The organism is Streptomyces sp. SID11385 (assembly GCF_010548245.1).
In the GTDB taxonomy this organism is placed as follows: Bacteria; Actinomycetota; Actinomycetes; order Streptomycetales; family Streptomycetaceae; genus Streptomyces.
On record NZ_JAAGLR010000403.1, the window covers coordinates 1 to 12,101 of the forward strand.

The window sequence follows — 12,101 nt, forward strand, 5'->3', positions numbered from 1 at the left end:
CACCCCGGCGCCTCCTCACCCGCGCCGCCCGCCCCCGCCGCGCTCGCCGCGAAGGTGCGCACCCTGGCCCCCTCCATGACGCGTTCCATGCAGCGCGTCGCCGAGGCCGTCGCCGCCGACCCGGCAGGATGCTCGGCACTCACCGTGACCGGACTCGCCACACGGACCGGTACGAGCGAGGCCACCGTCGTCCGCACCGCGCGCCTCCTCGGTTACCCGGGCTACCGCGATCTGCGGCTCGCCCTCGCCGGACTCGCGGCGCACCAGGAATCGGGGGCCGCGCCCTCCGTCACCGCCGACATCGCGCTCGACGACCCGATAGCCGACGTCGTCACGAAGCTCGCCCACGACGAGCGGCAGACCCTCGCCGACACGGCGGCGAACCTCGACACGGCCGCCCTCGGCGCCGCCGTCACCGCCCTCGCACAGGCCCGCCGCATCGACATCTACGGCGTCGGCGCCTCGCACCTCGTCGCGCAGGACCTCGGACAGAAGCTGCTGCGCATCGGCCTCTTCGCCCAGGCCCACGCGGACCCGCACCTCGCCATCACCAACGCGGTGCAGCTCCGCGGCAAGGACGTCGCCGTCGCGATCACGCACTCCGGTTCCACCAGCGACGTCGTCGAGCCGCTGCGCGCCGCCTTCGAACGCGGCGCCACGACCATCGCCATCACCGGCCGACCGGACGGCTCCGCCGCGCAGTACGCCGACCACGTCCTGACCACGGTCGCGGCCCGCGAGAGCGAACTGCGCCCGGCGGCCATGTCGTCCCGGGCCAGCCAGCACCTCGTGGTGGACTGTCTCTTCGTCGGCGTCGCCCAGCGCACCTACGAGCACGCCGCCCCCGCCCTCGCCGCTTCCTACGAGGCCCTGGCACACCGCCACCGGCCCCGGCAGGGCCTCGGCGACCACCCCTGAGCCGGGCCCCGGCCCCCATCCGCCGCCCGCCCCGTACCCACCGCCCAGCAACCCGCCGACAACGCTGTCACGCCGGCGCCCCGGCCCACGCGCGACAGCCCGCCCGCCCTCTGCGCCCGCGATCTCCGTACTCCGTACGGACCCGTACGCACCCAGACGAACCCGTACGGGCGCACCCGCAGACCTCCCAGCCTCCGGCCATCCGGCCGGACAGCACCGCCGCCAGCACCCGCACCACCTGTCCCTCAGCACAGCGGAGAGCCGCACATGACGACCACCGGGCCCACCGACCGGGCCGCGCACCCCGACGCCCCGCACGGCCGGAACCCGATCCCTTCCGGAGGCCACGCGCCCACCCCGGAAGCCGCCCCGTACGAAGAGCTGCGGGCGGAACTCGCCCACCTCACCACCGAGCAGTTCCGCCCGGAACTGGCCGAGATCGACCGGCTGACGACCGAGGAGATCGCGCGGACGATGAACGGCGAGGACGCGACCGTCCCCACCGCCGTCGCCCGCGAACTCCCGCGTATCGCCGCGGCGATCGACGCCGCCGCCGCCCGCATGGCGCGAGGGGGCCGCCTCGTCTACGTGGGTGCCGGAACCGCGGGGAGACTCGGCATCCTCGACGCGAGCGAGTGCCCACCGACGTTCAACACCGCGCCGGACGAGGTCATCGGCCTCATCGCCGGCGGCCCCTCCGCGATCATCACCGCGGTCGAGGGCGCCGAGGACGACACCGAGCAGGCCGCCGCCGACCTCGACGCCCTCGGCCTCACCCCCGACGACGTCGTCGTCGGCATCTCCGCCTCGGGCCGCACCCCCTACGCCGTCGGCGCCGTACGCCACGCCCGCGCGGTTCGCGGCGCGCTGACCATCGGCCTCTCCTGCAACGCCGCCAGCCCCCTAGCCGCCGAGGCCGAGCACGGCATCGAGGTCGTCGTCGGCCCCGAGCTGATCACCGGCTCGACCCGCCTCAAGGCCGGCACGGCGCAGAAACTCGTCCTCAACATGCTCTCGACGATCACCATGATCCGGCTCGGCAAGACCTACGGAAACCTGATGGTCGACGTCCGCGCCTCCAACGAGAAGCTCCGCGCCCGCTCCCGGCACATCGTCGCCCTCGCCACGGGCGCGGACGACACCGAGATCGAAGCCGCGCTCGCGGCGACCGGCGGCGAGGTGAAGAACGCGATCCTCGTCCTCCTCGGACACGTCGACGCCCCCGAATCCGCCCGCCTCCTCCAAGCCCACGGAGGCCACCTGCGAGAGGCACTGGGAGAAGCGGCAAAGGGCTGAGGAGGAGAGGCGGGGGACGTGAGGCCGGTGCGGTAGGGGCGGGTAGGGGAAAGGGCCCGAGGGTCGGGGGCCCGCGAGGATCGTGGGTCAGGAGTTGAGAGGCTCGGGCCCGGTACCTGGGGCCGATGCGGGGAGCCGGAGGTCAGCGGCTCCGCAGTATTCGGCTTCGGGCACCGAGCACCTGGCCCCCCACCTCCCCACCCCTCCCGCCCCTTTCACTCCCCCGCCCCCGCGAGCCTCCGCCCCCTCCCCCACCCGCTCCCGCACCCTCGGACCACGGCCCCGGCGCGCCCCGCGCCAGGGGCGTCGGTGGCGGCAGCGGAAGGCGGCTGGGCGATGGCCGGGAACGAGCACCGTGCGACGGCGACGGCGATCCTGCCGCTGGTGGGTGGGGCCGCCAACGTCACCTCGGTCACCCACTGCATGACCCGGCTGCGGCTCGGGCTCGCGGACCGCTCGCGGGTCGACGACGCCGCACTGCGCGCGCTGCCCGCCGTCCTGGGCGTGGTCGAGGACGGCGACTCGTACCAGATCGTGCTCGGTCCGGGGAAGGTCGCCCGCGTGACCCCGGAGTTCGCCCGCCTGGTCGACGAAAGCGCGAACGCCACTCCCCTACCCGCCGACGGAGCCTCCCTCTCCGACGCCGCCTCCTCCACCGCCGACGCCCTCGCCACGCGCGGTGCCGAGATCCGCGCCGAGCATCGTTCGCGCAACCGCACCCCCGTCAAGCTCTTCCTCCGTCGCATCGCGGACATCTTCGTGCCCCTCATCCCGGCGCTGATCGGCTGCGGCATCATCGCCGGCCTGGGCGGACTGCTCGTCAACCTCGGCTGGGCAGGAGGGCTCACCGCCGCGCTCACGGCGATCTCCTCCGGTTTCATGGCGCTCATCGCGGTGTTCGTCGGCTACAACACGGCCAAGGAGTTCGGTGGCACGCCCGTGCTCGGCGGTGCGGTCGCGGCGATCATCGTCTTCCCCGGGGTGGCCAAGGTGGAGGTGTTCGGCACCCCGCTCGTGCCCGGTCAGGGCGGGGTGCTGGGCGCACTCGGCGCCGCCGCTCTCGCCGCGTACGTCGAGCGCTGGTGCCGGCGCCGGGTGCCCGAGGCCGTCGACGTGCTCGTCACTCCCACCCTCACGGTGCTGGTCTCGGGTCTGGTGACGCTTTACGGGCTGATGTACGTGGCGGGCGAGGTCGCCGAGGGGATCGGTACGGCGGCGGACTGGCTCCTCACGCACACGGGCGCGTTCGCGGGCTTCGTACTCGGAGGGCTCTTCCTTCCTCTCGTGATGCTGGGCCTGCACCAGGCGCTCATCCCGATTCACACGACGCTCATCGAGTCCCAGGGCTACACCGTTCTCCTTCCGGTGCTGGCGATGGCCGGGGCGGGGCAGGTGGGCTGCGCGATCGCGGTCGCGCTGCGGCTGAAGCAGAACACCTCCATTCGTAAGACCGTCAGATCGGCGTTGCCCGCCGGGGTGCTGGGTGTCGGCGAGCCACTGATCTACGGTGTCTCGCTGCCGTTGGGCCGGCCGTTCATCACGGCGTGCGTGGGGGGTGCGGCGGGGGGTGGGCTCGTGGGGCTCTTCTCCATGCTCGGTACGAAGGTGGGGGCGACCGCCATCGGGCCTTCCGGGTGGGCCCTGTTCCCGCTGCTCGCGGGGAACCGCGGCCTCGGCGCCACCGCCGCGGTCTACGGTCTCGGCCTGCTGGCCGGATACGGCGTGGGCTTCGCCGCCACGTATCTCTTCGGCTTCGACTCCGCGACTCTGAGCGAGCTGAACGCGGATGCCCTCCCCGCGTCCGCCTCCGCGCCGGCAGCCGCGCCTGCCGCCGCGGGAGTCGCAGAGCCGAGCCCTGCGCAGCCCTCGGAGCCCTGAACCACCGGGTTCTGACGCGTCGACGCACCCGACCGACGAAGCCTGAACCGTTGTGGCCGCCTGCACGCTGTGGGGCACGCCTGCACCGTGAGGACGCGCCCGCACCGCTGTGGCCACAGGGCCTTGAGCCGAGAGGGTCCGGAGTGCCTCTGGCTCAGGTTCGTATCCTCGCAGCGTTTCCCATCGGGAAGATCACAGCCGCCGCACAGACATACGTCGAATCCCCCACGGTCACCTCACAAGCCCCGACCGTGTCTCCGAGTGCCCGGCACGACAAGGCTAGTTGCCGAGTACATGAATTATCGGCCGAGGATCTTGACGCTGCCATGCCACGGGCCGAGGATGGCTTCGCCGAAGCAACGGGCCGCTGCTGCGGGGCGGACGAATCCGCGTAGGGGGTGCTCGCGCGCTGCCCGTACGCGGTCGCCCGTGCCCTCGCTCCCCGGCTCGCGCTCCGACTCTCCGCACCTGCGGGACGTGCCCCGGGGGCCGTCTCGCGCGGCCCGCCGCCCGTCCCTCCCCGTGCGGTCCCCGAAGGAGAGGAGAGCAGCTCGTGTCCCCCAGCAAGCCCAGGCCCGCGGCGCCCACCGACCGTCCCGCGGCCGCCCCCGGACCCTCCGCCGCACCCGCGCAGGTGGCCGATCCCGGAGGTCTCGGCCTCGGCGCCTTCGCCCTGACGACCTTCGTACTCAGCGTCTTCAACGCGGGCCTGCTCAACGAGTCCGTCGAGAAGGTCGTCCTGCCGCTGGCGCTCTTCTACGGAGGCCTCGCGCAGTTGCTCGCGGGGCTGTGGGAGTTCCGCAGGAACAACACCTTCTCGGCGACGGCGTTCGTCTCCTACGGCGGCTTCTGGCTCGCGTTCGCGCTGTACGTGGGCAAGATCGCCCCCGGCCTCGACCCCGCCTACGCGGACAAGGCGACGGGCCTCTTCCTCCTCGCCTGGGCGATCTTCACCGCGTACATGACGGTCGCGGCGCTGCGCACCAACGGCGTCGTCATCGGCGTCTTCGTCTTCCTCACGCTGACGTTCGCGTTCCTCTCGGCAGGCGCTTTCGCCGGCTCCAGCGGCGTCGACCACGTCGGCGGCTGGCTCGGGCTCGTGACGGCGGTTGTGGCCTGGTACGGGTCCTTCGCACACGTCGCGAACAGCACGTGGCGGCGCGAGGTGATCCCGACCTGGCCGGTCCGGTTCTGAGGAGCCGAGGACACCAAGAACGGCACCCCGACTTCACCTGCCCGATCATCGGGTTTGCACAGTGAGATGGTCACACTTTCTCGGGAAAGTTTTCACACAGAGTAGTTGAGGGGTACCTTCCTGTCACGGCGGTGGTTCCGGTACGACGGCACCGCCCCGTGACAGGAGGAGAAGCCTCGTCATGCACACCCAGTCCCCCCACCCCCGGATCGCACCCGCGGCCCAGCCCGCACCCGGTGCCCCCACTCATGCCTTCCCCGCGGCACAGGGGACCGGGCAGGTGCCGACGCTGCCACCAGAGGTGGCCGGGGTCGCGATCACCACGGTGGACACGGCCGGGATCACCCGGGTCAAAGCGGTGCCCGCGGCTCGCCTGGCCCGGGCGGGACAGGACGGGGTCGGGCTCTCGCCGGTCTTCGACGTGGCGCTCGTCGACGACTCCTTCACGAGCAGTACGTACATCGGCGGCCCAGAGGGCGACTTGCGCGTCGTCCCGGATCTGAGCGCGCTCACGGTCCTCGCCGGGCAACCGGGCTGGGCCTGGGCGCCCGGCGACAGGTACGAGCAGTCCGGCGCTCCTTCGGCGGCCTGCCACCGCACCTTTCTGCGCCGGGTCACCGCCCGCGCGGAGGCGGCAGGGCTCTCGCCGCTCATGGGTTTCGAGACCGAATGGATCGTCACCGTCCCCGCCGAGGGCACCGGTTCCGGGGGCGCCACCGACGCGGAGGCGGAGCCGCACCCACCCGCGCCCGGGGGCGCGTACGGCATGACGCGCCTGGCACCGCACGGCGACTACCTGCGGGACATCCTCGTCGCACTGGAACGGCAGGGTGTCGAGGTGCTCCAGATCCACCCGGAGTACTCGCCGGGGCAGTTCGAGCTGTCCGTCGCCCCCGCCGGGCCCGTCCGCGCGGCCGACCTCGTGGTCCTCGTCCAGGAGACCATCCGCGCCGTCACCGTCCGGTACGGCTGGGAGACCAACTTCGGGCCGAGCGTCCTCGCCGGGCACGTGGGCAACGGCAGGCACCTGCACCTGAGTCTGTGGCGCGACGGGGTCAACCTGTGCGGTGGGGGCGACGGTCCGAGCGGGCTGCGCCCGGAGGCCGAGTCGTTCCTCGCCGGCGTCCTGGGAGAGCTACCGGCCCTGCTCGCGATCGGCGCCCCCAGCCCGGCGAGCTATCTGCGCCTGGCCCCCTCGCGCTGGACGGGCGCCTACCAGTGCTGGGGGCCGGAGAACAGGGAAGCGGCACTGCGCCTGATCCCAGGTGCGCCGGGCCGGGCCGAGACGGCGAACGCCGAGGTCAAGTGCCTCGACGCGGCGGCGAGCCCGTACCTCGTCGCGGGTGCGGTGCTCGCCGCGGGTCTTGGCGGTCTGGAGCGCGGCGAGCGGCTTCCGCCGGCCACGGCGGGGGACCCGGTGGACCTGGCGGAGGACGAGAGGCCGGCCCGGCTGCCCAGCACACTGCCCGAAGCGGTGGCCCGGTTCCGGCAGTCGGAGGTGCTGCGCGCGGCGCTCGGCGACCCACTCTTCGAGGCGATCATGGAGGTACGGGAGGCCGAGACGAACCTCTTCGCCGGGTACAGTCCCCAGGCCCTCGCCAACGCCACGCGTCGCGCCTACTGACGTCGCCGCGCCGGGGCCGGCCGCCGACGGCCCCGCGCCTGCCGGTGCCCGACTGCGCGGGGCCTGCCGTTGGCTCACCGCTCGGGAGCCTCCTCAAGGCGGCTGTGCAGGAAGCCCAGGGTTGATTCCCATGCCTGGGCGGCGGCTTCGGGGTGGTACGTCTCGCGGCGGTCGTTGAAGAAGGCGTGGCCGGTCGGGTAGAGCCGGAGGTCGGGGGTGATCCCGGCCTGCTTCTCCAGCGCGGCGCGCAGCGCATCGAGGGAGTCGGGCGGGACGGAGCCGTCCTGTTCGCCGTAGTGCCCGAGAACCTCGGCGCGTGTCCCGGTGAAGTCCGGGAGTTCGCCCTGGATCACGCCGTAGAAGGGAACGGCGGCGCTGATCCGGGGATCGGTCGCGGCGAGTTGCAGGACGAAACCGCCGCCCATGCAGAATCCGACCGCGCCCACGGACGAGGAGGTGACTTCGGGAAGGCCGAGCAGGTAGTCCACTGCCCCGGAGAGCAGTTCCACGCCGCGGTCCACGGGCAGGGCACCCATCATCCGGCCGGCTTCGGCGGCGTCGTGGGCGACGGCACCGCCGTACAGGTCCGGGGCGAGGGCGACGAAGCCCTCGGCGGCGAGGCGGCGCGTCACGTCGGCGATGTGCTCGGTGAGTCCCCACCACTCCTGGATGACGAGCACGCCGGGGCCGCGCCCGGCCGGTGGCAGGGCGAGGTAGCCGTGTGCGGTGCCGCCCGCGCTCGGGAAGCTGACGTTCTGCTGGGGCTCACCGGCCGAGCGCGGGGCCGGGGTACCGGAGGGGGACGGTTCGGACGCGGACATGGACACTCCTCCCCCCGCCGCGGATCGTGCCCGCGCCGGGGCTGCTGACGTGATGGCGGCTGCGTGCCGTGGTCACTGACGCTACGACGTCCGAGGAGGCGAAGCGGAAGAGGGCCGGTGGTGTCGGTGGAGTCCGAGGGGAGGGAGGGGGCACGAGCACGGGGGCGCACCGCCGGGACGCCATTGGTACGGGCGATCGGCGGGGGCCGGTGGCCGCGCCGCGTGGCTCCGGGGTGCCGTTGGCTGCTTCGGGGCGCGGTGGGCGGCTCCGGGCGGCGGTCGGCCGCTTCGGAGCGCGGTTGGCAGCTCCGTGCGGTGGTTGGCTGCTTCGGTTCGGCAGGCGTTCGCCCCGGTGGACGGCACCCCGTAGGGCTTCCGCGTAAAAGACCGCCCGTCAGGAGCTGTTCCCGTCGGCGGGTGCGGGGCGGGCCGCGCGTTCGGCGAGGGCGGTGAGGGCGCGTGCGGTGTCGAGGTTGACGCGGCCGAGGTCGAGGAGAGGAGTCTGCGCCTCTCCGGAGCAGGAGGGGAGGTCGAGACGGAGCGACGGCAGCTTGATGCCGGCGGCGATGAGGGCGGCGCGGAGGCGCTCCAAGTGGTCCTGGGCCTCGTACATACCGGTCAGTTCCCGCGTGTCCTGCTCGGTCATTCGTCCACGCTCCCGTTCGTCGTCACTCGTACTGCTCCACCCCGCACGGGGCGCTCCGCCGCCGCGCTCCGGGCAGCCGCCCGCCTGCCCGCCGTCCGGGCGCCCGGAGTGGTGGGACGGCCGGACGGCGGGGCTCCCAGGAGCGGGAGGCTCCCCGCGGAGGCGAGGCTGTGCAGGAGTTCATCACTCGACCCGGGCGCGCCGCCACGGCGCCACCGGGCGATTCACCATTTCGGCGCGGCTTCGTGAGATTCCCCGGCGCGTCGCGGAGGTAGCGGTTAACCTGCCGCGCCGCAGGTGGCGGGACGAGTGCCGCGCGCGCCGAGCGACGCGGGACGAGCCAGGCGCGGGACGGGAGGGCTCGGGCGGCGCGCGACGAGGTCCAGGGCTCAGAGTGTGCGGGTGAGGAAGACGCTGAGGGGGTCCTCACGGTAGGTGCCGAAGGGTGGGCAGGGGCGAAAGCCGAATTTGGCGTAGAGCGTGCGGGCCGGGAGGAAGAAGTCGTCCGCACCGGTCTCCAAGCTGACGCGATTCATCCCGGCGCGACGCGACTCGTCGAGGGCGTGCCGCAGCAGTGCGGAGGCGATGCCGGAGCGAGTGCGGGTGGGGTCGGTGCGCATGGACTTGAGTTCGCCGTGTCCGGGGGCGATCTGCTTGACGGCACAGCAGCCGACGATCTCGCCGCTCTCGCGCGCGGTCCAGAAGGTCACGTCTGGTACGCGTAGCCCGTCGAGGTCGAGCGCGTGGGTGCTCTCCGGCGGGGAGAGGGCGCGGAGCTGGGAGACGTGGGCCTCCAGGAAGGCGGCGATGGCGGGGCCGGCCAGGTCGTCGACGGTTATGTCCATGTCCAACGAGCCTAGCCGTCTGACCCTGCGGCGCAGGACGGGATGCGGCGCTCCTCACCGGTACGGCCTGGTCCGGCTTGGTCCGGTCGCGGCACACCGCGCGAGGCCGCACGCGGCGCGGCTGTCCGACCCCGTACCGAGTCGTCACAGCACGCGGACGTGCCGCAGCACCGGTTCGCCCTCCCGGACGGCAGGTCCGCCGGGGGCGAATCCCGCGCGCGCGAGGACGGCGCGGGACGCGATGTTGCGGGCGTCCGTGTCCGCCCACACCCGGGACAGGCCGAGTGATGTGCCGGCGAGGCTGCACAACTCCCGTACGGCTGCGGTTGCCAGCCCCCGCCCTGTGGCCCGGCGGGCGAGCCGGTAGCCCAGCTCCACGTCCTCGCCGGGGACGATGTCCATGAGGTTGAAGCGGCCGAGAACGGTGTGCGCGTCGTCGTCGAGCAGCACGTGGAAGCGGCAGACGCCCGCGTCCTGTTCGGCGAGGAGCGCGGCGTGCCGCTCGGCGAAGCCCTGGGCGGTGAAGTACGGATCCCCCGGTCCGGCACCCACCGCGCGAACCACTCCCGCTCGGCGCGCTCGAACTCCAGCACCGCCGGCGCGTGCGCGGCGGTCAACCGCTCCAGTCGAGGCATGCCATGACGGTAGCGACGGTGCCGGGGCGGCGGCACCTGGATTACGGGCACTTGATCACGAGTGGAGGCGGGAGGCAAATCCGGCCTGTGGACAGCGAATTCCTCTCACACGGAAGAGTGAGCGCTTTTTTGGGTTCGGGGACTTTATCCACAGATTTCGGTGGGTGGCGTCTGGGGGGTGGTGACTTGCGAAAGACTGGTATTGGGGTCGCCCCCCGGGTGGGTGGGGGTGTGCCCCGGCACAGCAAGCGCAGACACAGGCGTGGGCGCGAGGCCGCCCAGGGCACACGGCACACGGCAGCCCAAGCGCAAGGCGAAGACGCAAGCACAGGCCGACACTGCCCACCCCGCCGCCCCGTCGCACCCACCACCCCGCCGCACCCGATACCCCGCGCCACAACCACCACCCCGTGCCCCCCGCCACAGTCACCACCCAGCGCCCCCGCCGCACCCGTCCCCCACACTCACAGGCACCACCCCACCACCCCGCCACAGCCGCCGCCCACCCCCAACCCAGACTCCGCCCCCACCCGTCCTCCACCCCCATCCGGACCCCGCCCCTCCGCTCCCCTTCCAGTGGGCCCTCCGGTGCCGTAGCGTCTTCTGTATGCGTATCACCGCCCCCCGTCTTTACGGCGGCCTCGCGGCGCTCGGGGCCCTCGTCGTTCTCGCGCTGCTCATGTGGCCCGTGGGTGGGAGCGGTTGCGGGAGTGTGCTGGGGACCGGGGAGTCCGGTGGGCCCACCGCGAGCGCGTGCAACGCGGATCATCACCGGCAGGCCAATCTCGCCCTCGGCTTCGCCGTGCCCACACTCGTCCTGGGCGGCCTCTACCTCCGCGCCCAGCGCCGCCACTGACGCGCACCCACGGACACCACGCCTGCCCCACGCGCCCACCCCGCCCCGCACGCACCCCACGCCCCACCCCTCACGCAGCACCCCACCCCCCGCACGCCGTGCCCTGCCCCGCACCTCGCACCGCCCCTGATCTCAACGCGCCCCCATCACGACGCCCCCACCACGCCACCCGCACCCCTCCCCGCTCCCGCTCCACCCCCACAAGGGGGGACTCCCCATCCCCCGATGAGTGCGGCCTTCATCCCCCTCGCCCCACCGGGCACTCTCGACGACGTAAGCGAAAGCCCCCGCGAACGTCCACGGAGCACCCCATGAGCAAGGACCACGCCACCCACGACGCCGGCACCCCCACCCCGAGCTCCACCGCGAGCCCCGCCACCCCGAGCCCCACCACCCCTCCCGCCGCCACCCCCAAGATCACCCTCGTCACCGGCGCCAACCGGGGGCTCGGCAAGGAGGCCGCTCTGCATCTCGCCGCGGCCGGGCAGGACCTCCTCCTCACCTACCGCTCGCACGCCGAGGAGATCGAGGCGGTGCTCGCGGCGGTGCGCGAACTGGGGCGTACCGCCGTGGCCTTCCGGCTCGACACGACCGAGTTCGGTTCGTTCCCCGGCTTCGCCGCGGACGTGCGGGCGGCGCTGGGCGAGCACTGGGGGCGGGACACCTTCGACCACCTCTTCAACAACGCCGGCTCCGCCGCGATGGCGCCCGTCGCCGAGACCACCGAGGCGCAGCTCGACAGCATGTACGAGGTGCATTTCAAGGGCCCGTACCTGCTCACCCAGACGCTTCTCCCGCTGCTCGCCGACGGCGGCCGGGTGCTCAACGTGTCGACCGGGCTGACCCGTTTCACGCAGTCGGACGCCGCGCCGTACGCCTCGATGAAGGGCGCCGTGGAGGTCTTCACGCGCTACCTCGCCAAGGAGCTGGGCCCGCGCGGCATCGCGGTCAACGCCATCGCCCCCGGTGCCACCGGGACCGACTTCGGCGGCGGCTACCTGCGGGACAGCGCGCAGGTGCGGGAGGGGCTCGCGAGCGTCATCGCGATGGGCCACGTCGGCGACCCGGTCGACATCGGCGCGGCCGTCGCCTCGCTCCTCGCCGACGGCACCCGCTGGATCACCGGGCAGCGCATCGAGGCGAGCGGCGGCATGCTTCTCTGACCCCCGGCCGAGACCCGGGCGCGCGCCCCGCCACCGCACACCAACGCGCCCCGCCCGGCCCCGCCACCGCACACCACCGCGCCCCGCCCGGCCCCGTCGTCGCCACCTCGCTCGGCCCGGCCCCCGGCCCCACTTCACCCCGCCCCAAGCGCACCCGCTCCCGCCCACCCGGCATCATCGACGCCAGGACCGGCACGCCACCGGAACCCTCACCGCCCGCCCCC

At 73.3% G+C, this 12,101-nt stretch carries 11 protein-coding genes; 7 read left to right on the top strand and 4 right to left on the bottom strand.

Translation table 11 applies throughout. The annotated features are described in order from the left end of the window. The 5 genes from G3I42_RS12255 to G3I42_RS12275 all read left to right on the top strand — a co-directional run. Positions 1 to 918, top strand: a 918-nt coding sequence (locus G3I42_RS12255; protein WP_164285294.1) for a MurR/RpiR family transcriptional regulator, incomplete at its 5' end; no start/stop codon positions are given. A 267-nt stretch (positions 919 to 1,185) separates the two neighbouring features. Further along, positions 1,186 to 2,214: an N-acetylmuramic acid 6-phosphate etherase gene (gene murQ / locus G3I42_RS12260; protein ID WP_164285296.1), complete on the top strand. Its 1,029-nt coding sequence runs from the start codon at positions 1,186 to 1,188 to the stop codon at positions 2,212 to 2,214. 336 nt (positions 2,215 to 2,550) lie between these two features. Next, positions 2,551 to 4,092, top strand: coding sequence for a PTS transporter subunit EIIC (locus G3I42_RS12265; protein ID WP_164285312.1), 1,542 nt, complete (start codon positions 2,551 to 2,553; stop codon positions 4,090 to 4,092). Between the two features lie 553 nt (positions 4,093 to 4,645). Next, positions 4,646 to 5,287, top strand: a complete 642-nt coding sequence (locus G3I42_RS12270; RefSeq protein ID WP_164285298.1) for an acetate uptake transporter family protein — start codon at positions 4,646 to 4,648, stop codon at positions 5,285 to 5,287. A 181-nt stretch (positions 5,288 to 5,468) separates the two neighbouring features. Further along, a complete protein-coding gene (locus G3I42_RS12275) occupies positions 5,469 to 6,911 on the top strand; it encodes a glutamine synthetase family protein (protein ID WP_164285300.1) in 1,443 nt (480 codons plus the stop codon). A gap of 74 nt (positions 6,912 to 6,985) precedes the next feature. On the opposite strand, the gene G3I42_RS12280 is transcribed toward G3I42_RS12275, so the two are convergent. The 4 genes from G3I42_RS12280 to G3I42_RS37525 form a co-directional block, all read right to left on the bottom strand. Further along, entirely contained in the window at positions 6,986 to 7,732 is a 747-nt protein-coding gene (locus G3I42_RS12280) for a dienelactone hydrolase family protein (protein ID WP_164285302.1), read from the bottom strand. Positions 7,733 to 8,126: 394 nt separating this feature from the next. Further along, entirely contained in the window at positions 8,127 to 8,378 is a 252-nt protein-coding gene (locus G3I42_RS12285; protein ID WP_164285304.1) for a hypothetical protein, read from the bottom strand. A 389-nt stretch (positions 8,379 to 8,767) separates the two neighbouring features. Next, on the bottom strand, positions 8,768 to 9,223 hold the full coding sequence (locus G3I42_RS12290) for a GNAT family N-acetyltransferase (RefSeq protein ID WP_164285306.1): 456 nt from the start codon (positions 9,221 to 9,223) through the stop codon (positions 8,768 to 8,770). 144 nt (positions 9,224 to 9,367) lie between these two features. Beyond that, positions 9,368 to 9,775, bottom strand: coding sequence for a GNAT family protein (locus tag G3I42_RS37525; RefSeq protein ID WP_343244528.1), 408 nt, complete (start codon positions 9,773 to 9,775; stop codon positions 9,368 to 9,370). A gap of 690 nt (positions 9,776 to 10,465) precedes the next feature. Between G3I42_RS37525 and G3I42_RS12300 the strand changes: the two genes are divergently transcribed. Together G3I42_RS12300 and G3I42_RS12305 are read left to right on the top strand one after the other, a co-directional pair. After that, the gene (locus G3I42_RS12300; RefSeq protein ID WP_164285308.1) at positions 10,466 to 10,714 is read left to right on the top strand and encodes a hypothetical protein; all 249 of its coding nucleotides are present in this window, start codon (positions 10,466 to 10,468) and stop codon (positions 10,712 to 10,714) included. A gap of 311 nt (positions 10,715 to 11,025) precedes the next feature. Next, complete coding sequence (locus G3I42_RS12305; RefSeq protein ID WP_164285310.1) at positions 11,026 to 11,877, top strand: SDR family oxidoreductase; 852 nt, start codon at positions 11,026 to 11,028, stop codon at positions 11,875 to 11,877. Positions 11,878 to 12,101 lie beyond the last annotated feature (224 nt).